This is a genomic window from Gilliamella sp. B3482 (assembly GCF_026536805.1).
Taxonomy (GTDB): domain Bacteria; phylum Pseudomonadota; class Gammaproteobacteria; order Enterobacterales; family Orbaceae; genus Gilliamella; species Gilliamella apicola_E.
The window spans coordinates 412,282-434,654 of the sequence record NZ_JAFNNL010000003.1 but is presented as its reverse complement, the minus strand read 5'-3'; the positions used below and the strand labels follow the sequence as shown (position 1 = coordinate 434,654).

Genomic DNA, 22,373 nt, shown 5'->3' with positions numbered 1-22,373 from the left:
ATTATCTTCCTATTTATTGAAACTCAAATACAATTTAAATAAAAGCAGTTAACATTTGATAAACTTCATTGGATGTGATTGATTGCATCGTTTTATCTTTTGAAATGATGCTGTGTTGGTTTTTGCCATATCCTCCAATTAGGTTTGGATCGGTTTTTCCAAATAAAGTTATATTAGGACGATCTAGTGCCGCTGTTAAATGGCTTAATCCTGTATCTACTGACACTACAGCTTTTGAACCCGCAATAATCGTTGCGATTTCGTTAAGAGAAAGCTTTGGTAATACTTCAACGTGATTAAATCCTTGTGCTAAGCGTAAAGCCCGTTCTTGCTCATGAGGAGCGCCCCATGGTAGTTTAATCCTTAGTCCTGTTGGTTGAATTAATTTAATTAATTCTCGCCATGCTTCTTCTGTCCAGTGCTTTTCTTCACGAGTAGTAGCATGAAGGAATACTAAATATTTCTGGTTATCATCAGGTAATGCAGTTAAGAAATGACGAGCAATAGCATAATCACCGATTGAATCAGGTTGCAAATAATTAAGACTTTTAGCAAACAGCATCCGAACACGTTCTATGGCATGCATCTGTTTAGGGACATGATGTTTAACATCATAAAACCAACTAGCGATGGGTTCTTTGATGCTTTGTCGATCTAAGCCATGCTTAATACCTCGCGCTTTACGAGTAATTAAAAATGCGCTTTTTATTAAACCTTGAGCATCAATGATGCAATCATACTGTTGTCGTCTTAAATGTTCTATAAATTGGTGGCGTTCTTCACGAACCGTTTTAGCAAACCAGTTTTTTCGCCAACGTCTTATTGCAACTGGGATAACTTCATCTACAGCAAAATGCCAACTTGGAATCTGTGAAAAGTTTTCTTCAACTACCCAATCAAATGTAATATTTGGTAGATTGTTGGCGGCATCGGTTAAAGCCGGTAAAGTATGCAACACATCACCCATTGATGAAGTTTTAACAACCAATACACGCATAATTAATTACTCTTTTCACAGCGAACGATAAGTTTCATCAATGTTTCAAAAACATGATCGGGTTTTATATCAATTAGACTTTGATGATAACCTTGCTCACTATCACCTTTACGAACTCGGTGGTAGCCAGTAATGAGTCTAATGACTTCTGCTTTATTTGATAATGGGGGAGTAAAATCAGGGCTACTTGGTCCATAAAGTGCAACTAAAGGCTTATCAAGTGCAGCTGCAACATGCATTAAGCCTGAATCATTAGTGACAATTGCTTTACATGCCGCAATCAAGTTGATCGCTTGTTCTAATTTTGTTTGGCCAGCAAGATTAATACACTGATCACCATGCGCCATTTTGGCAATAATCTGTTCACCAACAGCTTTATCTTTTTCTGAACCAAAGATAATAATTTTAGCATGTTGTTTTACTATCAAATCAGCCAATGCAGCATAGTGATAATCAGGCCAACGTTTAGCAGGGCCAAATTCAGCGCCAGGACAAAATCCAATTAAAGGAACATCTGTAGGAATATTAAAGTTTAATAATGCTTGCTCAACCTCATCCTTTTCAACACTCAGTTTTGGCCATAAAATTGGTTGAGGAATATCTTTTGCTGAATGGATATCTTGTTTAGGGTAGGCAAGGGCGACATAACGTTCGACCATTAATGGAAAAGCTTTTTTATCAAGTATGCGCATATCATTTAATAAACCATAACGCATCTCACCCTTCCAGCCAGTGCGTTTAGGAATTTTAGCAAAGAAAGGAATCAGTGCTGATTTAAATGAGTTAGGTAAAATGATTGCTTGGTCGTATTGACGTAATTCTTTTCCTAGCTGGTAACGTTTAGTTAATGCAAACTCCCCATGATTAATTGGCATAGCAATTGATTGATTGACTTCAGGCATTTTATTCAATAAAGCACGGCACCAAGCAGGTGCCATTACATCAATTTCAATAGTTGGCTCTAGATGCTTTAAAGTGCGATATAAACTTTGGGACATCATCATGTCACCAACCCAAGATGGACCAATAATCAGGGTTTTCATTGTTGTTCCTCTTATTGCTCGTTTAACCATTTCATATATTCAGTTGTACCTTGTGCAACTGTTTTAAACTCAATTGGACATCCTGTTTTTCTAAATTTAGTCAAATCAGCTTGAGTAAAGCTTTGGTAACGTCCTTTCAGGTGATCTGGGAAAGGGATATAATCAATTTCACCTTTTTGATGATAATTTAAAACGGCATCAGCTACTGATTGGAAAGATTCAGCTCGTCCAGTTCCACAATTAAAGATGCCTGAAACATTATTTTTCCAGAACCATAAGTTTACCTCAACGACATCTCCAACATAAATAAAATCACGTCTAAAATTATCACTTCCAGTAAATAATTTAGGTTTTTCCCCTTTATTGATTTGTTCATTTAAATGAAACGCAACACTAGCCATGCTACCTTTATGGTTTTCCCGTGGACCATAAACATTAAAATAACGAAATCCACAAATTTGTGAGTTCGATTGTGGCAAGATTTCTCGAATATATTGATCGAATAAGAATTTTGAATAACCATAAACATTTAATGGTTTTTCATAGGAACGCTCTTCAATAAAATTATCACTTCGACCACCATAGGTGGCAGCTGAGGATGCATATAAAAAAGGAATATCAAAATCTAAACAATAATGGAGCAAATCCTTGGAATAATTATAATTATTTTCCATCATAAATTTGCCATCCCATTCTGTTGTGGATGAACAAGCACCTTGATGGAAAATAACTTCAATATCAAGATTTTCGCCAGATATTATTTCTGCTATAAATTCATCTTTATCCTTATAATCAGCAATATCTAAATCAGCTAAATTCGAAAATTTAGTACCATCAGTTAAATCATCTACAACTAAAATATCTTTGTGCCCTAGATCATTTAATCCTTTAACGATATTACTTCCAATAAACCCAGCACCGCCAGTAACAACAATCATAATCACAACCTTTAACTAGTAAAAATAATATAATAACGATTTATTGGCAAATTTTCGAGTATTCATTTCTACATCTTAGTTTTGTTGCTAATGAATTTATGATAAAAAATGATACGATTTAATGGTATATATCAGTTATGTGAATCATACCTATGAATTTTTCATTAACATCAAGTACCGGTAAAACTGTTATTGGTCTTGGCTTGTGTTGTTCCATTATATTTAAAGCATCTGATAAGGGACTACGCTATCTCAAAATCTTAATTTAATAATTTTGCAGTAACTAAAATATATCTAGCTAAGTTAATATAAGGTTCGCTTTGGCAGTATTGTTTTTCAATTTCTAATAACTGATCAAAATGAGTTTCTGCTTTTGACTTATTAGTTAAATAGTCATGAAAGACTCGGATTCCTGTTTTATTCGTAATCTCAAAACTTTGTTCAATTAGCCATTGATACACTTGATTTGGATCACGAGGATAATCAGGCGATAAGGTTTTCTTTTTGCGTTTAGCAAGTCCTGATTGAGTATATCCAAAGTTACCTAATGTCACCGTTTTAAATAATAGTCCATGATAGTTATAAAACATTAAAGATAAATACCCCTCTTTTTTTAGATGTCTTTTTAAAGATTGGATTATCTGTACAGGATCAGCTACCCACTCTAATACAGCATGGCAAATCACAAGATCAAAAGGTTGATCGATAAACTGATCAAGATTTTGAATTGAACAATGAATAAAGTTTAAGGTTAAATTTTCTTGTTGTGCTTGATGGCTAGCTAAATCCAGCATTTGTTTGGAAATATCACAAACAGTTATATTATGTCCTAATTTGGCAAGTCTACACGCTATTTGTCCTTGACCACCACCAGCGTCAAGGATGTTGATAGGTTTAGGATATTTGGCTAATATGTTTTCAAGTTCTTGCCAAACAATAGCTTCTCGGATTTTGCCTTTAGTTGTACCATAAATATTTTTGGCAAATTTATGGCTAATATCATCAAAATTACGATCGTTAACAGTCATATTTATTATTTAATTTAGTTACTTCTAAATTAATCTGAGCAATTTTTTCTGACATTTGTTGATAACATTGTTCCATCAAAGTTCTTGCATCTTCTTTACGTAAATTTTTTGTCTCAATAGGCGAGAGCATTTCGACAATCATATGACCATTATTGATGCGATTTAGCTTAATGTTATTTGTATCCGATACACAAATTGGCACAATAGGGACTCCAGCTGCAATAGCTGCTTTAAATGCGCCTGTTTTAAAGGGTAACAAACCTCGCCCTTTACTACGGGTTCCTTCAGGAAACATCCAAATTGATATACCACGTTTTTTTATTTCTTTAACGACCAAATTAATCGTATCACGAGCTTTTGATTTATTGTTACGGTCAATCAAAATATTTCCTGTAAGGTAATAAAGTTGACCAAAGAATGGAATCAAAGCAAGACTTTTTTTGCCTACCGTAACTGTTTTAGGCTGTACAATATCAGCAGCGACAACCATATCATAATTATTTTGGTGATTAGCAATAAATACACAGCTACCTAAATTTTCAATTTCTGGGTATTTACGAGTATCGACTTTTACTCCTAATATTGGTTTAAAGAAAAAGCTGAAAAGATGGGCAAATCGAGCCACATTTTTGGGGTTGCGAGGATTGAATAAGCAAAAAATAACGCCTAGTACACAAGTTAAAATACCAATAAATAACACGATGATTAAGCGAAAAAGAAAAACCATAATTTACCTCATAAGTTAACTTGGCGTATTATATACGTAATCTATAAGAATATACAGTTTGTTAAATATCGCTTTGAAGGATGTTTATGCACGAATCAACAATCATTTGGGATGAAAATCAAACCCCAATTTCTCGTTATTTTGATGATATCTATTTTAATACCAACGGCGCAATCGATGAAACACGTTATGTGTTCATTGAAGGAAATAGTTTATATGAGCGTTTTTTGCAACATCAGCGCGAAATCTTCACTATAGCAGAAACAGGTTTTGGTACAGGTCTAAGTTTTTTAATTGCTTGGCAGATATTCAAACAATTTAGAGAGAATAAACCTAATAGTCCTCTTAAAAGATTGGATTTTTTTAGTGTTGAAAAATATCCTTTATCTGAAAAAGAAATGTCAAAAGTTCATAGTAAAATAATCAACAGTAATGATTCTTTGAGTTTACTAGCCAAACAATTAAGAGATTCTTTAAACGAGTCTCAAAGTATTGTTTTAGATGATACTCATTTAGTTATTTGCTATGACGATATCACTCACTATCCAAAGTTTTTAAAACAACAAAATTGTTTGATTGATGTTTGGTTTTTTGATGGTTTTTCACCTGCAAAGAATCCTGAAATGTGGTCGGAATCGCTTTTTAAAAAGTGCTATGACTTAACGAATGAAGGAGGTTCTTTTGCTACTTTTACTGCGGCAGGATTTGTTCGACGTAATTTAATCAATGCAGGTTTTAATGTCAAAAAACATAAGGGATTTGGGGTTAAGCGAGAAATGCTTATTGGTAGTAAATCTTAATTTAGTTTGCCAATTTTGGCAAACTAAATTAGATGTTTGAAATTAATTAAATTCAAATTGATAAATAAGATCTAAAGTTTGTGCTAGACCAGAAGCAGCTTCCACGTATAAATTTGGTAAAAGTCTATATCGTAAGGTAAACGTTGCTAATGAGTCAAAAATACCTACACCGTATTTTAATTGTAGATTAGGTAAAATATAGCCGCTCACTACCACTTTTGAATTATTGCCTGCTCCTTGAGTATCTAAAGTTAGATTTTTAATTCCAAAAGCATTACCTATATCACCGATGAATTTTCCTGTTTTTGCTGTCCCAACACCGACTAAAAATGCCGTCATCATATCGTTGTCACTCTGATCGGAGCTATCAAGACCTTGGCCTCGAATTAAATAAGAAAGTGCTTCTTGTTGTGACATAGCTGGATCAGAAAATATTTCGATCTTAGGATCTTCTGTAGATCCTTTAACTCGGATTCCTGCTGTAATATTGCTATTATCCATTGAGTCAGGATTTCTTATTGCTTCTATATCTAAGATAGCTTGATCGGTTGGTCCTGAAAAAGTGACAACTCCTTTGTGGATAATTAAATCTTGTCCATAGGCATGGAATCGACCATTAGGAATAAGAATTTCACCATGTAAATCTAACCCTTTATTAGTCTGTGTTGCGATCAATTTCCCTTTTAATGATGCTTTTAATCCAAATGCATCGACCGTGACGTTATCACCAATATTGATTTCGATATGACTATTAATTTTCATACCAAAGTTTTGTGGTTGAATTTGTTTATAGTTCCTATCCAACATTACTTCATCAGGAGAAACATCAATACTTGAAGGCGGAAGTGAATCAACCGTAATTTTACCTTTTGGAATTGAAACTTTACCAAGTACCGTTAGTTCATCTTGCGTTGCCTCGATCTTAATGTCTGGAATGACAGACATAACAATCATTGGCGGTACAGTAACCTCCATAGCGGCACCATTTACAGTTATATTAGCTTGCCATTTTTCAAAGTTATTCCAACTAGCTTGGCCATTAATATTGATATTTCCAGATTTAGTAACTAATACACCTTTTAATGTTGATGATTTACCATTGAATTTAATATCAACCATAGCGGATTTTACATCAATTGGTAATTGATAAGTCTTAATATCACTATGTCTTAAATTGATGCCACCATTCAAGATTGGGTCCATTAATGAGCCAGAGAATTTGATATTACCATTGATAGCGCCTTTGGCATATTCATCTTTACTCAATAACGGATTCACAATCGCTAATGCCAAATTGTCAATATTCAATTGGCCACTTAACTCTTTTTTGGCGGTAGGATCTTTAATTAATAAATCACCAGTGATCTTTCCTAATTTATTTAAACTAAAACGCCAATCTAGCTTAGCTTGTTGCTCATTAAATTCTGCATTGATATTGAAGAAATCAAATGGAATCGGCAAAGCTTGATTAGTGATCATTTGTTTAACATAAACTTTATTACTAGTTATATTTGCTTTGATACTTGGAATTTTGCTTGAGTCATCAAATTTAATATTTGCCTTTCCATTTATGAAACCATCAATTTTAGTTTCACCATCATTTGGAATAGGTAACTTAGCCAGATCAATATCTTTTAATGTAATTGATGTTTCATTATTTGGCGCAATAGAAAATGATTTATCTAAACAGATACTTGAAATATTATCACGCCAACAATGAGCGCCAATAGTTGGAATTTCTTTAGTGATATCATAAGAAAGACTGATCGGCTTGGTTAATTGCCAACGGCTCTTATCTCCTAATGTTATTAAACTACGCGGTATATTTCCAGTCCATATAGTATGTTCTTTATCAAGTTCACCTGCTAAAGAAGTTGTCATGGAAATAGGGCTTCCAACAAGGTTGATAGTTAAAGTGTGATGAGCTTCATTACCTGAAAGTTCTATGTTAGCTTTTTTGATACTTTCACTTGCAATATCGATATTTTGACCAACTAGATTCAATTGACCACTAAATTGATTGGTATATTGAACTTTGCCAGTTAGGTTTGCTTTGGCTATCGAAATAGATTCATAACTTAATGAGTTAATATTTAAATTTGTATTAATAACAGGGGAAGCGCTATTTCCTGTCATTTTAATATTACCTACAACAGCACCATTGAGATTATCAGCCAGTAATGATAAAGCACTTAAATTAAGTTGCGCATTCAAATTTCCCTTATCTGTAGAACCATTGATGTTAATTTGGTTTTTACCCCAAACCATTTCAAGGTTATTGGCTGATATAGAGTGGTTAGAATCGGCAAACAAATTACCATTAGCTGAAAAGTTTGCTTGTTTTATATTACCCTTTAACTGCATATCCGGTATATTTAATTGCCATGAGTCCTTATCGAATGCCCCTGTGGTTTTTAATTGTCCGGCTAAACGAATAGGGTAGGCAGGTAATTCTTTAGTAAGATCAACATCATCTAATTTTATATTAGTATCCCATTTTAAAGCTTTTTGCCAATCTAAATAACCTGTAATATTAATGCTACCTTGAGGTAATTTAATATTAGCATGATCAAAGGATGCTGATTGATTTGTGCCATTACCAACAACGTCGAAACTGGTACCAGGTAAACCTTCACCTTTAATATCGCCTTTGGCTAGCATATTATATTTTTCGGTATTTCCATCTAATGCGATATTAAAATTATCTAACTGATATTGTGGCTTACCTTCAATTGGCCATTGAATATGTTTACCATTGATTTTAGCCATTAATGGTAAATATTTCTCAATAAAGTTAATTTGCCCATCAATAGTAATTTGGTTCAATCCGTTAATATTGGTGTAAGTGGACAATTGACCTAATAATTTTCCTGAAAACTGTCCATTAAGATGATTACTTTCAGTATCCACTTTCACTAAAGCAAAAATAGGCCAATCATCGCCTAAGGTAATCTGCCCTGATACAAAAGCATGCCCATTGGCATATGGTGTTATAGCATCAGTTTCAACTTGTTTTACAATAATATGATTATTAATTGTATCCGTTTTAATACTAACCTGGTTGAAATGGTAATCTTGACCACCAATATGTAGCAACCAATTGTTACCGGTTAAACTAGTAACATCAAAATCTAATGGAATATTAACTTGTGGTAGTGACGTAATTAGAGGTTGGTTAAATATTTGGTTAATTTTTTGATTTAATGGTAAATCATCATTTGAAGTAGTAATTGATTTATTATCATCAGTATCGGCAAAGATAGCTGATAAATCCATAGCAACTGATGGATAAACATAAATTTTTTCATTCACCCATCTAGCTTTACCTGTAAAGTCTGACATGCCAAATTGCATATCATTGACTTTTACATTGACATTAGTGATATGGGTCTGCTTAAGATCAATTGGTAGTGGTGTACTAATTGTTTCTCGTTTTTCGGGAATAGGTTCATCTGGTGAACGATTGATTTTGTCAGTATCAATAATAACGCTTACACCATCAGCATCAAACTGTTTGACACAAATTTTGGTTTGAATCAAACATGAACCATTCAATTTGAATTTTGCATCTTTTACTTTAACATCAATGCCCGGAAGTTCCAATGACAGCCCTTGAAGGTGTAAATTATGAAAAGTGCCATCTATTTGTTCAATTTTTAATTCTGGTAAAAACTTATTAAGTACGTAAGTTGTTAGTTTTACTCCTAAACTGGTATAGATCATCAAAATAATAAAGGTGATGAGAAAAACAAAAATGGATAACACGACAATACTGCGTTTTTTCCACTTTTGGATTCGTTTTATTTTTTCAGCTTTTTTTACTCTATTTGGATTTTTTGCCATTTTATAATTCGCTTCCCAAACCAATATATAGATGTATTGAGCCTTTATCTTTTTTGTTTAGAGGTGTTGCTAAATCGAACTTAATTGGACCTACCGGTGAAGCCCATCGAACACCTAAGCCTGTACCTGTATAAAACTTAGCTTTATCGACTTTATCTATCGCTTCACCAGTGTCAATAAATGCCGCTCCCCACCAAGAACCAGTAACATTGTATTGATATTCAGCAGAACCGGTTATCAGTTTTGACGCGCCTTTTAATTTACCTTTTTTATCTTTAGGTGATATGGATTGGTAACTATACCCGCGGATGCTTCGGTCACCACCAGCAAAAAATCTGAAAGAGGGCGGAACTCGCTCAAAATTACTGGCTTGGATAATGCCGAAATTGCCTCTAGCAATGAATCGATGAGATTGTTTTATTGAACGAATCCAAGTTTGTTGTGTTTGAAAACGCACTAAATTGATATCAGATCCTAACGCATCAGCACCGCCTTCAATTGAAAAACGTTGAGAATCGCCCCACATAGGCAATAACTTACCATCATTACGAATACGCGAAATACTAATTGATGGATAATATAAGTTGGTTTTGTAACTATCATCACCTTGAGTGAAGTTGTCCCGCAACATATTTAAGCCTAATGCTGTTTGCCAACCCTCAAAGTTATCCCAATTACGAAGCACACCAAATGTATAAGATCGAGAATAAGTATCGTTATTATCGATTTTTTTATAACCACCTTGAATAGTGTAATATTGTTCAATCGGATTTTTTTTCAAAGGGATTTTATAGCTCATCGTAATAATTTGTTCAGGTGATGAGAGGGATAAACTACTTTGAAAACTCTGTCCTCGGCTATTAATCCAAGGTTTATTCCAACCAATTTTACCATGCACACCATTATCGGTTGAAAAGCCCAAACCTAAGTCCATTGCATTTCTTTTTCTAGGTGTTGTTGCAACTTCAATGGGTAATGCTTTATCTGCTGTAAGATGAGGGAAATCTGGTGTAACCACAACAGAATTAAACCAGTTAGTTGAACTAAGACGGCGATTTAATAAAGATAAATCTTCAGCAGAGTATTCATCACCTTCTTTAAACGGTACAATATTTTGAAGATAATCCTGACGGATTTTTGCATTAGGAAAATTGACTTTGCTAAATTTGTAACGCTTACCTGTATTAAAGTCTATATTCCAAAAAGCTTGATGATCAAATTGAGCTATCGCCAATTGATGAGTAGGCATATCTGCGTCAAAGTACCCTTTTTTTAACGATATACTTTGTAATCCTTTCTTGAAATTCTCATAAGAGCCATGGTTTAACACATCACCAATTTTAGGTAATTGTGTCGCCATTAATTCTTGAAAATCTTTATCTTGTTTCCCTTCACCATTCAGATTGATATTTAATTGTTTTATTCTGACAGGTTGTCCAGGAGTTATTTTTACCGATAATACTTTAGGATCGGTTTCATCATATTCAAAAGTAGGGGAATAATAACCTAAAGCACGTAGTGCTTTTTGAGTTTCACTCTCAAAATAACGTTTGAAATTTGGCGTATTATTAATCTTATCTGGCGTAATTAAAGAAAGGCGTGCGTCAACATTTTCTTCAAGCTCTCCAGACAATCCTTTAATGGATAACTTCATGTCTGCATAAGTTGATGCTGTCGTAACCATTAAAAGTAAGCATAATGAGCGAGAAAATCGTAACACATACACCTCGATAATGTTTAAGATTCAAGTAATTTCACATGTCCAATATAAGGTAAGTGGCGGTAATGTTGTGCATAATCGATACCATAACCAACCACAAACTCATCAGGGATGGAAAATCCAATATATTTAACAGGTACTGCTACTTCACGCCGAGATGGTTTGTCTAGTAATGTACAAATTTCAATACTACGCGGATGACGCAACTTAAGTATTGCCATCACTTTGCTAAGCGTATTACCTGTATCAATAATATCTTCGACAATTAACACATCTTTATCGCGAATATCTTCATCTAAATCTTTTAATATTTTAACATCTCTATTACTTACCACCGCATTGCCATAACTCGAAGCCGTCATAAAATCAACTTCATGCCCGACAGTAATAGCACGGCTTAAATCAGCCATAAAAATAAACGAACCTCTTAACAAACCAACTAATATAAGCTCGTTTTGACTTTGAGCATAATCTTGGCTAATTTGTTGCCCTAATTTACTTACTCGTGTTTGGATATCTTCAGCCGATATCATCGTTTCTAATGTGTGCTTTTTCATCAATAATGCTCAGTGTACTTTTAAAAAATCAGAACAGATTTTAACAATTTTCATAGGTAAAAAGAATTAATTTTTTATCAAATAATTAAGATATGATTAAAAGAATTTTCTTTTAAATATTAAATTAATCTTCAATTGTTTTGAGGATTGATTGTTTATTTTGCTTTTTTTGTTGGCGGCGCTTCTGAAAAAAAGCGCTTAACATTGAACTACACTCATCAGCCAATACGCCACCAATGATTTGAGCATAATGATTAATTCCTGTTCGGGAAAGAATATCAATGTAAGAACCTGCCGCACCAGTTTTAAAATCACTTGCTCCATAGACCACACGCTTGATGCGACTATGAATGATTGCCCCCGCACACATAATACAAGGTTCAAGGGTGACATATAAAGTTGTATTTACTAATCGGTAATTCTTTTTATACTGACCGGCTTGTTCTATTGCCATAATTTCCGCATGAGCAGTTGGATTATGATTAATTATTGATTGGTTATAACCTTCACCAATGATTTGGTTATGTTCATCAACAATAACCGCTCCAACAGGAATTTCGCCTAGTGATTCTGCGTGTTTTGCTAATTCTAATGCTCGTCGCATCCAAATTTCATCTAACATACTCAATATTATAGATTGTTTAAATTAAGCACATCGCGCATATCATAAAGTCCTTCAGGTTGCTCAGCAAGCCATAATGCAGCACGGACTGCACCATTGGCGAACGTCATTCGGCTTGAGGCTTTATGGCTAATTTCGACTCTTTCGCCAATATCGGCAAAAATAGCCGTATGCTCACCAACAATATCACCAGCACGAATAGTTGCAAATCCAATAGCGCCTTTTGGTCTTTCACCGGTATGTCCTTCTCGGCAATAAACTGCGCGGTCGTTTAAATCGCAGCCTAAAGTATCAGCAATTGCTTCGCCCATAGCTAGTGCGGTGCCAGAAGGTGCATCAACTTTGTGACGATGATGTGCTTCTATAATTTCGATATCAGTATAACTACCCATAATTTTAGTCGCTTTTTCAAGTAACTTGAGCACTAAATTCACGCCAACGCTGAAATTTGCAGCAAATACAATAGCAATTTGCTTAGCTGCTGTTGCAATCGCTTTTTTGCCTGCTTCATCAAATCCTGTTGTACCGATAATCATCATTTTTTTATTGTCTGTACAAAAAGCTAAATGAGCCAGTGTGCCTTCAGGACGAGTAAAATCGATTAATACATCAAATTGGTCTTTTGCCTGTAGTAGATTATCAGTCACTTTAATTCCACAGGCCCCAATTCCGGCAAGTTCACCAGCATCGCTACCGATCAATGATGATCCTTCTCTTTCAAATGCTGCACCTAATGTAACCCCTTCTATTTGTGACACAGATTGAATAAGCTGTCGCCCCATTTTTCCACCAGCGCCAGCAATAGCGATACGAATCATACTTGTAGCCATATAACTTTCCTTAACTTTTTTATCAGATATTTATAACAAATTATTATAGCGGAAAACTTTCAACTTATATACTTAAACAAAATGATATACATTTCATGCTTTATTGAGACTACGTTGAAACTAAATAGTAATAACGGATGCCATAAGACGGCACTTTTAACCATATTTTTAAGAGGATTGATTTGAAGGGGGCATTTTTGCCTATTATTGATGATTTACACTTTAGTCAAAAAGCGTTGTTTTACATTATAGATAATACTTTCTTAGTATATCCACTTTTTATTGCGAAATATTGAGAGATCAAATAAAGCAATTGATTTGCGATTGAACTTGATAATAGGGACGCGAATGCGCCCATATAAACTTATAGTACTTTTAATAATTCTACATCGAAAATTAATGCACTATAAGGAGGAATTGAAGCGCCAGCCCCTTGCGAACCATAGGCTAACTCTTGAGGAATATATAAACGCCATTTTGAACCTTCTGGCATTAATTGTAATGCTTCAACCCAACCGCGAATCACACCATTGACAGGGAATTCAGCTGGCTGTCCTCTTTCAACTGAGCTATCGAATACCGTACCATCAATTAACTGCCCAGTATAATGGACTCGAACACGGTCAGTTGCTTTAGGGAATGCACCATCACCTTGTTTAATAATTTCGTATTGTAAACCAGATTCAGTCGATTTGATGCCATCTTTTTTTAGATTCTCAGCTAAAAAGTCTTTACCTGCTTGGGCAATTTTTTCAGCTTGTTTAGCTTTTTCTTTAGCTGCTTCTTCATGAACATGACGAAGGGCATCATGCAATTCTTGTAAAGGTAAAGCCGGTTGATTACCGCTTAGCACATCTTCCATAGCAAGTTTCAATGCATTTAACTCTAAATTATGTAAGCCAGATTCTTTTAGCTGTTGGCCAATTTGAAGTCCAATTGCATAACTTGCTTTTTGCTCAATTGTATCTAATTTCATTTTTTACCTGTCATTTGTTGAGAATAGTTTTTTATTATAGAGCATTAACATTCGAGATAAAAAGTAAAATATTAACAGTTGTTAATTATCATCAATATAAGCAAACATTTTATATCCTATTACCTAAAGTTTTTTTTATTTTATCTAGCGCTTAGTCAAAATATCAGCGATAATAAGCGACATTATATATTTGAATGGATTAATTTAGATGTCGTTTTTCAAACTTATTCCGCTTGCAATTGTGACTAGTATATCGATAACTGGTTGTTCACTTGTTGACCGTTTAGTTTATAGACCTGATATAAATCAAGGTAATTATATCTCTCCAGAAGCGATTGAATTATTACAAGTTGGTCAATCCAAAGATCAGGTCGTATTTATTATGGGCTCGCCAATGTTAACTTCAGCCTTTGGTGGTAATGTTTGGTACTATGTTTTCCGCCAACAACCTCAACATGGAAAATTAAGCCAAATTAATTATGCTATTTACTTTAATGAGATGGGTATAGTTACTGATATTAAAACTTCGTCTTTAGAAGGTTCTTTATCTTTAGAAGAGATGAACCAACAGGGTATTTCAGACCCAATTAATATAAAATCTGATGATGATCAACCGAATAGTTCACGTCCGCCACAAGCCCCTGAAGAGTAATAATCGGAATAAAATTTTCAAAAAAACCTCGTCATTCTGCGAGGTTTTTATTTATTTAATTCGATCAATTATTACTGTGGAAATTATTAGTGATTAGCTATAGAAGCAATGATTGAAAAGATGATTAAAAGGTAGATAAAGAAAAGAATAACTGCACATATAATTCCAATTAATACATATTTCCAATACCCATGTAAATTTCTGATAGCTTCAGTAAAGTCTTCTCCTCTACCGAGGGCTGCTGCTAGACTAAATGCACTACCGGATTGAAAAAGTTTAACTCCGTTGATTATTACTGGAATACCAACAATAGCTGTAATTATACCTAAACAGCTAATTGCACCTATAACAATATTGACTACGCCAAAGATTTGTTGCATAGTCCCAATAAATCTCAATTGGCTTTTTAACAATTCTGTTGATTTAATTAAAATAGTATCTGTATTATCTGTTAACATTTCCATTCCTATCACTACCAATTATTATATTTAAAAAAATGCAAGTAAGAATAACACGTTCTTTACCTATGTCGAAGTAAATTTGTTTAAGAATTGTACATGGTTAACTTTTATATTAATCACATCATTCTAAGGTAAACCCCTGAAATAACGATAAGACTAGCTCTAACGTGCATTTGAGTAAGACAATTAAATGGGAAATTAGTACCACTGGGAATGATATTAAAAAAGACTTCACACATCTTAAAATTAGCTGCTCAATGCCTGATTAAGGCTAAAGTGTATTACAATGAAGGTTTAAAGAATGTAGATGAAGTTGTTCCAAGTATAATAATATTTTAATATAACCAACAAAGACAGTTTTAAACACCGGTATATCAATGAAATCAACCTTAAATAAATTTTCTATAGCTCCAATGCTGGATTGGACTGACAAACATTGTCGATATTTTCATCGAATATTAACTAAACAAACATTACTTTATACCGAAATGGTAACCACTGGCGCAATTTTATATGGTAAAGGAGACTATCTCGCTTTTAATGAACAGGAACAGCCAGTAAGTTTACAATTAGGTGGAAGTGATCCTATAGCACTGGCTAAATGCGCCAAGTTGGCAGAGGAACGAGGATATAATGAAATTAACCTTAATGTAGGTTGCCCATCAGATCGCGTTCAAAATGGTATGTTTGGTGCTTGTTTAATGGGAAAAGCTGATTTAGTCGCAAATTGTATTGATGCCATGCAAAAAGAGGTAAATATACCTGTCACGGTAAAAACACGCATAGGTATTGATAACCAAGATAGTTATTCATTTTTATGTGAATTTATTGAAAAAGTGATGCCATATACCGATACATTTATTGTTCATGCTCGCAAAGCATGGCTTTCGGGGCTAAGCCCAAAAGAGAATCGAGAAGTACCACCACTTGATTATGAGCGAGTTTACCAGCTAAAGCGTGACTATCCGCAGTTAACTATTGCCATAAATGGTGGGATTAAAACCATTGAAGAAATCAAACATCATCTAAACTATGTTGATGGTGTCATGGTTGGGCGAGAAGCTTACCAAAATCCACTGCTATTAACTCAGATTGATCAGCAAATTTTTGGAGATGATACGCCAATTATCGATCCTATTGTCGCAATACAAACTCTTTATCCATATATTGAAACACAACTTAGTCAAGGCGGACAACTCAATCACATTATGCGACACACCTTAGGAATATTTAATGGTAGAAAAGGTGCAAAACAGTGGCGACGTTACCTTAGCGAAAATGCGCATAAACCAGGAGCGGGAATTGAAGTTGTTGAACACGCATTAACTTTCATTCAATAAAGAATTTTGTCTAGCTTAATTGGTCATGCGTCTGATTGCGCATGATTGATAAATCAGTATATACTAACGAACAATTTTACTTAGGGCTTTTCTTCTGTGCGTTTAAATCCAAGTCAACAACAAGCTGTGGAATATGTTTCGGGGCCATGCCTTGTATTGGCTGGTGCGGGTTCGGGCAAAACTCGGGTAATCATTAATAAAATAGCTTATCTAATTCGAGTCAAAGAGTATTTACCTCGTCATATCGTTGCCGTGACTTTTACTAATAAAGCCGCACGAGAAATGAAAGAACGTATTGCTCAATCGCTAAGTAAGCAAGAGGCAAGAGGTCTGAAAATTTCAACTTTTCATACTTTAGGCTTAGATATTGTTCGACGAGAACATAAACACCTTGGTATAAAATCTAATTTTTCATTATTTGACGACCACGACCAAATTGCTCTACTCAAAGAACTAACACAACAATGGTTCGATGGAGACAAAGATCTCATCAACCAATTACGCTCTACCATCTCAAATTGGAAGAATGATATCGTTGATTCGACAGTAGCAATGGCTAGAGCACAAACCAACAAAGAAAAATTATTTGCTCACTGCTATCAACTTTACGAAAAACAACTTAAGTCTTGCAGTATATTAGATTTCGATGATCTAATCTTACTACCTACATTGTTACTAAAAACAAATGAAGAAGTTAGAGAAAAATGGCAAAACCGTATCCGCTACCTGCTTATTGATGAATATCAAGATACTAATACCAGCCAATATGAATTTATCAAATTATTAGTAGGTAGCCGAGCTAAATTTACGGTTGTTGGTGATGATGATCAGTCGATTTACTCATGGCGGGGGGCTCGTCCTAAAAATTTAATTTTACTAAAACAAGACTTTCCTAAGTTAGAAGTGATTAAATTAGAACAAAATTACCGATCATCAGGAAGAATTCTAAAAGTTGCTAACATCTTAATTGAAAACAATCCGCATATCTTTGAAAAAAAATTATTTTCAGAACTCAGTTATGGTGAACATTTAAAAGTGATCTCCGCCGACAATGAAGAACACGAAGCGGAAAAAGTTGTTAATGACTTAATTGGTCATCGTTTTGCTAATAATAGCCAATACGGTGAATATGCTATTTTATATCGCGGAAATCACCAGTCTCGCTTAATTGAAAAAATGCTAATGCAGTATCGAATACCTTACCGAATTTCTGGTGGAACATCTTTCTTTGCTCGCATTGAAATTAAAGACTTAATGGCATACCTTCGCCTATTAACCAACCCTGATGATGATAATGCTTTTATCCGCATTATTAATACACCAAAACGAGAAATAGGGCCGGCAACTATCCAAAAACTGGGTGAATGGGCAAATCAACGTGGTGTAAGCTTATATCATGCAAGTCATGATATGGGGCTAACCGAATTATTATCAGGCAAAAGGATGGAAACCCTACATGCTTTTATCCATTGGTTTGATTCTCTGATAGAAAAATCACATTCCGAACCAATGGCCGCGATTCATGAATTATTACATGGGATTCACTACGAAAGTTGGATCTATGAAACGTCTACCTCACCAACAGCCGGGCAGATGCGAATGCGTAATGTTGAACAGTTAGTTAGCTGGCTGAATGAAATGTTACAGGGTGATGAAATAGACGAAGCATTAACGCTAGAACAAGCAGTAGCAAGATTTACGTTACGTGATATGTTAGAGCGAAATGAAACTGAAGAAGAGTTAGATCAAGTACAGTTAATGACATTACATGCTTCAAAAGGCCTCGAATTTCCTTATGTTTATTTAGTTGGTATGTCTGAAGGGGTATTACCTCATCAAACAAGTATTGATGAAGACAATATTGAAGAAGAGAGACGACTTGCTTATGTAGGCATAACTCGAGCTCAAAAAGAGCTAACCTTTTCATTCAGCCGGCAGAGAAAACAATTTGGTGAAACAGTTTATGTTGAACCAAGTCGCTTTTTACTCGAACTTCCACAAGACGATTTAGCTTGGCAAGATCAGCGTAATGAATTATCACCAGAAAAGAAAATGCAACAAGGCCAAAGCCGGTTAGCGATGCTAAAAGCGCAAATAGCTAGCGCAAAATAAATTATTTATATATCAAAAACAATTAACTACAGCTCAAATTACTAAACACATTTATCGACATAACTGAAAAAAAGTTGAGGAACGAGGTTTTTGAGATCGAATAAATGTATATTTTTTCATTTTTCTGATTATTAGTATTGAATTTATTGCTGATAACGTCAAAATTGACGATATTTTGTCTATATAGATTGATAATCAATTAAAAAGCATTGACGGATCAAAATAGCTTTATATAATACTCAGCGTTTAATCACTAAATCCAATCGATGTCTCCTTAGCTCAGCTGGATAGAGCAACGGCCTTCTAAGCCGTAGGTCACAGGTTCGAATCCTGTAGGGGACGCCATTAAAGCTATATATAATCAAAGAGTTTTAAGTTTAATCCTTAATATCTTTACATACTCTATCACACTATTTAAAGTGTTTATGTCATAACAATTTTAATAATTAATAATTGCATTAATTAAATTAAATCAATATCATAAAATGAATGTTATAAACGGTATTGATAATTCTATAATATTCGTTTATCCATATTATCATTTTCAAAATTATTAGAATTTATAAGCGAGTATTAATTGAGTATTAAAAAAATTCGAAACATTATCTTAAGTATTATTGTTTCAGTTGTTTGCTATTTTTTTGTTAACCAGTTTGATCTATTTAATAAAAGGTCTATTAGTGGCCAACTCTTTAAGATTTCTCAGTCACTGAATGAACGCACTCCAATTCGCCTAGATCAATTTACTATGTTGACCACATCTTATGCTGAAAACAATACATTAACTTATAGATATATTGTTGAAAAAATTAATTTTAATGAGATAGATAAAAGTGAATTTGATAAATTCCGTGATTTTCTGTTTTCTCAAATAAAAAATGATGGTTGTACTAATGATCAAATAAAACAATTATTAAAAAAAGGCGCAATTTTTCAATATTTATACTCCACCGAGGAGAATAAATATTTGTTTATGATTACCTTAAAAGAAAGTGATTGTTCAGGCGTAAAGCCTATTGATACAACAAAATAAAAAAGAATCTAATATGAAAGTCTGTCATCTATAAAATCGTCGTTCTGAATTTGCCTGGTTAGTAATTTTGGTTCGATTTTTTTACGCTTTTTATTAACCCTATTTAATATTTAAATATTGCAAATTTAATTCCTTAACGACAGAATTATTAGCATAATATTTAGGAGCTTTAACTTTTTTATATGGGATAATTAATCTTTATTAAATTTCTTAATATGATTGATTATTATATTCAAAGCGAGCTTGCGAATAACAGATGTCAACAATAAATTGGTTATAAATATCATCATCAATACTTTTACTTTCCAGTTTGATTTTGAGTAGTTCGATGATTTGCCAATCATTTTCATTACTGAAGTTTTTAATTAGTTCTTCGGCTCGACTTTCAATCCATTCTTCCTTGGCATCTTGCATTTCAATATTGTCTAACATATTGCAGTAAGCGCTTTCGTAACCATTTTCAACCAATTTATGTAACTGCATAACTCACCTCGTAGCAATTTGTAGCATCCAGTAGAACAAGCCAAATAATCCACCTAAAATCACAAAGTATGTGCAAAAGAGGGCAAACTTTATTTCGCTGTCTGTTAACTCATAATCCTTATGAAATCTATCTTTGATTTTCATATTCACAAAATCTTTATCAGTCATAATCACCTCGACAAAAGACCTCGCTTGGAGGGCAAATAGGATTTAGCATTGCGCCGTCTTTCCGAGCTGTCAGTATTCATAAACTCGCTAGTAAAATTTTGTGAATAACGTATTTGGTTGTATAGTGTGTTTTATTTATACACGAGAAACAGATATGAATATATTTAAGAGATTAGTTAAAGGCGAATTAAGCCTAGCAGTAACTTTTTGGGTGTTCGGTGTTTTATTTAGTGTGATTTTAATTGTAATTTACATTGCAACTACTTTTATACTCGACACATATCATGTTTCAACATTGTTCAGAATTAGCGTAATCTCATTTATTTATTCAATTAATTTTTTAAATTCGATTATGGTTCTCATTGGTATATTTAATCTATTAAAAAATAGTGGAGTTACGTATTGGAGAGTGATAGCTTTTGTTGTCTGGTTATGCGCTACTGTATATTCAGTGTATGATGATAGTAGCGACATATTACATTTAGTTACGCAGTAGTCTGAAACCCTTTATACCGGTATTTATTAAAATTTAAATGCACACTAAAGCGCTATTAATCTAAGCAGGCAATTACAATAAGTTCCCTAATTATTAGGTCACCACTTGAGGAGAAGTGGCCACCATTAATTCTTTTCAAACTAGATATCTCTCACTGAAAGGCATTTAGTTTGATTGTATACCGCCTGTATTGAGTTACCGCCACAGTCCCGACGCATAGTTTAAAGTCGCGCCGTTCGACTATCAAATCAAAACCGCTGTACTTTCATATGCCCCAGCTAGCTACTTGAATCTCGTTAACTAGTTAAATAACTCGTAGTCTTGTTTAACTTTGTTGTTAAGTTGATTGGTTTTGATGTGATAATGATAACTTAGGTTATTAATTATGTCAATAATAAAAGTTATCAACTTTAAAATAAAGTTATCAAAGGTTGTTGGGTGAGGGGATCTTGATAGGTTAATGCTAGTCTTAGGTATGAAAAAACCGCCGAAGCGGTTATTGTTATATCTTTATTATCAATCCAATATAGACGATTGCCACCAAACACGGCCTAAAATAGTTATTTCATCTTGAGGCACTATTTCATCATCATAGCCAATGTTATAACTTTTGATTTTTATTTGATTGCCAGGCACTTTTTCTAAAATTTTTATTCTTAATAATCCATCGTGATTGATTGCATAGATTTTGCCATCTCTAACATATGTATCAGCTTGATCGATTGCTACTGTAGAACCATCTCTAAATACAGGTTCCATACTGTCTCCATAGACAGTTAGACATACAGTGCATTCTTTATCAATGCCATATTTCCGCATAGTGGATTTGGATAAGCGTAATTTATATCCGTTATAATCCTCAATATCATCAGTGAAACCATCACCAGCTGCTAGCCGTACATCCTTATAAAATGGCACTTCAATCTCATCATCATCTAGCGGTGTTTTACTATCCCAATCTTCGATAGATCCTAATACTGTCGCATTAGATTTATTTTTGTTTACTTTGGCTTTACCAACACCTTTTGTTAGCCATATAGGATCAACGTTTAATGCGTTAGCGATTTCTAATATTTTTCGTGATGTACTGGATTTTCCTGAAAGCAATTTTTGAATAGCTGGTTGGCTAATTTTTACTTTTTCGGCTAGTTGATGCTGAGACATCCCAGATTCTTTTAATGCCAAATTTAATCTATCTGTAAATGTAGTCATGCTTTTTTCTCGGGGTTGTTAATTTTTTAATTATATAACTCAAGTTATCACTCATCAAATAACAATAGTTATTGATTTATTCAATAACTTTGGTTATTATTGATAATAAATATTATCGTTAAGTTTAAGAATAATAATTGAGACTGCTGCAAAAGCTATCCATATTTTAGGAAGTTAAGGGAGATAAAAAATCACTATTAGATTACACAAAAGGGGGGATGGACACATTAAAAACTAAAGTCAATGCGTTCGAAACCTTACAACACTTGCAAGTGATAAAACAATCAATTCAGCACAAACATAAAATTTATCCGATTGTTAGATTAAAGGCATGT

General features: G+C 33.9%; 20 protein-coding genes, 1 tRNA gene and 1 pseudogene. 6 read left to right on the top strand and 16 right to left on the bottom strand.

The features are described 5' to 3' along the window. Positions 1-34: 34 nt before the first annotated feature. From rfaC to J3U18_RS07520, 6 genes and pseudogenes are all read right to left on the bottom strand, one after another. A complete protein-coding gene (gene rfaC / locus J3U18_RS07540; RefSeq protein ID WP_267353448.1) occupies positions 35-997 on the bottom strand; it encodes a lipopolysaccharide heptosyltransferase RfaC in 963 nt (320 codons plus the stop codon). A gap of 2 nt (positions 998-999) precedes the next feature. Next, entirely contained in the window at positions 1,000-2,040 is a 1,041-nt protein-coding gene (gene rfaF / locus J3U18_RS07535; protein ID WP_267353446.1) for an ADP-heptose--LPS heptosyltransferase RfaF, read from the bottom strand. Positions 2,041-2,051: 11 nt separating this feature from the next. Further along, on the bottom strand, positions 2,052-2,978 hold the full coding sequence (gene rfaD / locus J3U18_RS07530; RefSeq protein ID WP_267353444.1) for an ADP-glyceromanno-heptose 6-epimerase: 927 nt from the start codon (positions 2,976-2,978) through the stop codon (positions 2,052-2,054). A 118-nt stretch (positions 2,979-3,096) separates the two neighbouring features. After that, positions 3,097-3,207 (bottom strand): annotated as a pseudogene (locus J3U18_RS11920) (CBS domain-containing protein); the annotation flags it as partial. A gap of 31 nt (positions 3,208-3,238) precedes the next feature. Then, on the bottom strand, positions 3,239-4,006 hold the full coding sequence (cmoM, locus tag J3U18_RS07525) for a tRNA uridine 5-oxyacetic acid(34) methyltransferase CmoM (protein WP_267338444.1): 768 nt from the start codon (positions 4,004-4,006) through the stop codon (positions 3,239-3,241). Next, positions 3,996-4,733 carry a 1-acylglycerol-3-phosphate O-acyltransferase gene (locus J3U18_RS07520; protein WP_267353443.1) on the bottom strand — a complete coding sequence of 246 codons (738 nt, stop codon included), beginning with the start codon at positions 4,731-4,733 and terminating at the stop codon, positions 3,996-3,998. Before J3U18_RS07520 ends, cmoM begins: the two co-directional genes overlap by 11 nt. An 86-nt stretch (positions 4,734-4,819) precedes the next feature. Between J3U18_RS07520 and mnmD the strand changes: the two genes are divergently transcribed. After that, a complete protein-coding gene (gene mnmD / locus J3U18_RS07515) occupies positions 4,820-5,533 on the top strand; it encodes a tRNA (5-methylaminomethyl-2-thiouridine)(34)-methyltransferase MnmD (RefSeq protein WP_220224826.1) in 714 nt (237 codons plus the stop codon). A gap of 42 nt (positions 5,534-5,575) precedes the next feature. On the opposite strand, the gene J3U18_RS07510 is transcribed toward mnmD, so the two are convergent. The 6 genes from J3U18_RS07510 to J3U18_RS07485 form a co-directional block, all read right to left on the bottom strand. Further along, the gene (locus tag J3U18_RS07510) at positions 5,576-9,376 is read right to left on the bottom strand and encodes a translocation/assembly module TamB domain-containing protein (protein WP_267353442.1); all 3,801 of its coding nucleotides are present in this window, start codon (positions 9,374-9,376) and stop codon (positions 5,576-5,578) included. A 1-nt stretch (position 9,377) separates the two neighbouring features. Further along, entirely contained in the window at positions 9,378-11,096 is a 1,719-nt protein-coding gene (locus tag J3U18_RS07505; RefSeq protein WP_324169791.1) for an autotransporter assembly complex family protein, read from the bottom strand. Positions 11,097-11,113: 17 nt separating this feature from the next. Continuing rightward, the gene (gene hpt, locus J3U18_RS07500; protein ID WP_065563227.1) at positions 11,114-11,653 is read right to left on the bottom strand and encodes a hypoxanthine phosphoribosyltransferase; all 540 of its coding nucleotides are present in this window, start codon (positions 11,651-11,653) and stop codon (positions 11,114-11,116) included. A gap of 124 nt (positions 11,654-11,777) precedes the next feature. Continuing rightward, complete coding sequence (tadA, locus tag J3U18_RS07495; protein ID WP_065563228.1) at positions 11,778-12,275, bottom strand: tRNA adenosine(34) deaminase TadA; 498 nt, start codon at positions 12,273-12,275, stop codon at positions 11,778-11,780. 8 nt (positions 12,276-12,283) lie between these two features. Further along, positions 12,284-13,105 (bottom strand): 4-hydroxy-tetrahydrodipicolinate reductase, encoded by an 822-nt coding sequence (dapB, locus tag J3U18_RS07490; RefSeq protein WP_267353440.1) that lies wholly within the window; start codon positions 13,103-13,105, stop codon positions 12,284-12,286. 364 nt (positions 13,106-13,469) lie between these two features. Further along, positions 13,470-14,081: an FKBP-type peptidyl-prolyl cis-trans isomerase gene (locus J3U18_RS07485; RefSeq protein WP_220224823.1), complete on the bottom strand. Its 612-nt coding sequence runs from the start codon at positions 14,079-14,081 to the stop codon at positions 13,470-13,472. 208 nt (positions 14,082-14,289) lie between these two features. On the opposite strand from J3U18_RS07485, the gene bamE reads away from it, so the two are divergent. Further along, on the top strand, positions 14,290-14,733 hold the full coding sequence (bamE, locus tag J3U18_RS07480; RefSeq protein ID WP_065563231.1) for an outer membrane protein assembly factor BamE: 444 nt from the start codon (positions 14,290-14,292) through the stop codon (positions 14,731-14,733). Positions 14,734-14,819: 86 nt separating this feature from the next. Here bamE and J3U18_RS07475 read toward each other — a convergent pair whose 3' ends face one another. Further along, complete coding sequence (locus J3U18_RS07475; RefSeq protein WP_065563232.1) at positions 14,820-15,191, bottom strand: DUF5362 family protein; 372 nt, start codon at positions 15,189-15,191, stop codon at positions 14,820-14,822. Positions 15,192-15,571: 380 nt separating this feature from the next. Between J3U18_RS07475 and dusA the strand changes: the two genes are divergently transcribed. From dusA to J3U18_RS07455, 4 genes are all read left to right on the top strand, one after another. After that, positions 15,572-16,534, top strand: coding sequence for a tRNA dihydrouridine(20/20a) synthase DusA (gene dusA / locus J3U18_RS07470; RefSeq protein ID WP_065563233.1), 963 nt, complete (start codon positions 15,572-15,574; stop codon positions 16,532-16,534). A 96-nt stretch (positions 16,535-16,630) separates the two neighbouring features. Then, positions 16,631-18,646, top strand: a complete 2,016-nt coding sequence (rep, locus tag J3U18_RS07465) for a DNA helicase Rep (protein WP_065734450.1) — start codon at positions 16,631-16,633, stop codon at positions 18,644-18,646. Positions 18,647-18,914: 268 nt separating this feature from the next. Then, a tRNA-Arg gene (locus J3U18_RS07460) sits at positions 18,915-18,991 on the top strand. A gap of 232 nt (positions 18,992-19,223) precedes the next feature. Continuing rightward, positions 19,224-19,679 carry a hypothetical protein gene (locus tag J3U18_RS07455; protein WP_065563235.1) on the top strand — a complete coding sequence of 152 codons (456 nt, stop codon included), beginning with the start codon at positions 19,224-19,226 and terminating at the stop codon, positions 19,677-19,679. A gap of 210 nt (positions 19,680-19,889) precedes the next feature. Here J3U18_RS07455 and J3U18_RS07450 read toward each other — a convergent pair whose 3' ends face one another. The 3 genes from J3U18_RS07450 to J3U18_RS07440 form a co-directional block, all read right to left on the bottom strand. Continuing rightward, positions 19,890-20,162, bottom strand: coding sequence for a hypothetical protein (locus J3U18_RS07450; RefSeq protein WP_065563236.1), 273 nt, complete (start codon positions 20,160-20,162; stop codon positions 19,890-19,892). Positions 20,163-20,165: 3 nt separating this feature from the next. Next, positions 20,166-20,330, bottom strand: a complete 165-nt coding sequence (locus J3U18_RS07445) for a hypothetical protein (protein ID WP_176701537.1) — start codon at positions 20,328-20,330, stop codon at positions 20,166-20,168. A gap of 1,012 nt (positions 20,331-21,342) precedes the next feature. After that, positions 21,343-22,038: an XRE family transcriptional regulator gene (locus J3U18_RS07440; protein WP_267353438.1), complete on the bottom strand. Its 696-nt coding sequence runs from the start codon at positions 22,036-22,038 to the stop codon at positions 21,343-21,345. Between the last annotated feature and the right edge of the window lie 335 nt (positions 22,039-22,373).

What these genes read in the sequence shown, in the direction of transcription:
- dapB (WP_267353440.1), bottom strand. Translation starts at nt 13,105, where the DNA reads ATGGCTACAAGTATGATTCGTATCGCTATTGCTGGCGCTGGTGGAAAA.
- J3U18_RS07445 (WP_176701537.1), bottom strand. Translation starts at nt 20,330, where the DNA reads ATGACTGATAAAGATTTTGTGAATATGAAAATCAAAGATAGATTTCAT.
- J3U18_RS07510 (WP_267353442.1), bottom strand. Translation starts at nt 9,376, where the DNA reads ATGGCAAAAAATCCAAATAGAGTAAAAAAAGCTGAAAAAATAAAACGA.
- J3U18_RS07440 (WP_267353438.1), bottom strand. Translation starts at nt 22,038, where the DNA reads ATGACTACATTTACAGATAGATTAAATTTGGCATTAAAAGAATCTGGG.
- tadA (WP_065563228.1), bottom strand. Translation starts at nt 12,275, where the DNA reads ATGTTAGATGAAATTTGGATGCGACGAGCATTAGAATTAGCAAAACAC.
- cmoM (WP_267338444.1), bottom strand. Translation starts at nt 4,006, where the DNA reads ATGACTGTTAACGATCGTAATTTTGATGATATTAGCCATAAATTTGCC.
- hpt (WP_065563227.1), bottom strand. Translation starts at nt 11,653, where the DNA reads ATGAAAAAGCACACATTAGAAACGATGATATCGGCTGAAGATATCCAA.
- rfaF (WP_267353446.1), bottom strand. Translation starts at nt 2,040, where the DNA reads ATGAAAACCCTGATTATTGGTCCATCTTGGGTTGGTGACATGATGATG.
- J3U18_RS07520 (WP_267353443.1), bottom strand. Translation starts at nt 4,733, where the DNA reads ATGGTTTTTCTTTTTCGCTTAATCATCGTGTTATTTATTGGTATTTTA.
- mnmD (WP_220224826.1), top strand. Translation starts at nt 4,820, where the DNA reads ATGCACGAATCAACAATCATTTGGGATGAAAATCAAACCCCAATTTCT.
- J3U18_RS07475 (WP_065563232.1), bottom strand. Translation starts at nt 15,191, where the DNA reads ATGTTAACAGATAATACAGATACTATTTTAATTAAATCAACAGAATTG.
- J3U18_RS07450 (WP_065563236.1), bottom strand. Translation starts at nt 20,162, where the DNA reads ATGCAGTTACATAAATTGGTTGAAAATGGTTACGAAAGCGCTTACTGC.
- rfaD (WP_267353444.1), bottom strand. Translation starts at nt 2,978, where the DNA reads ATGATTGTTGTTACTGGCGGTGCTGGGTTTATTGGAAGTAATATCGTT.
- rfaC (WP_267353448.1), bottom strand. Translation starts at nt 997, where the DNA reads ATGCGTGTATTGGTTGTTAAAACTTCATCAATGGGTGATGTGTTGCAT.
- J3U18_RS07485 (WP_220224823.1), bottom strand. Translation starts at nt 14,081, where the DNA reads ATGAAATTAGATACAATTGAGCAAAAAGCAAGTTATGCAATTGGACTT.
- bamE (WP_065563231.1), top strand. Translation starts at nt 14,290, where the DNA reads ATGTCGTTTTTCAAACTTATTCCGCTTGCAATTGTGACTAGTATATCG.
- dusA (WP_065563233.1), top strand. Translation starts at nt 15,572, where the DNA reads ATGAAATCAACCTTAAATAAATTTTCTATAGCTCCAATGCTGGATTGG.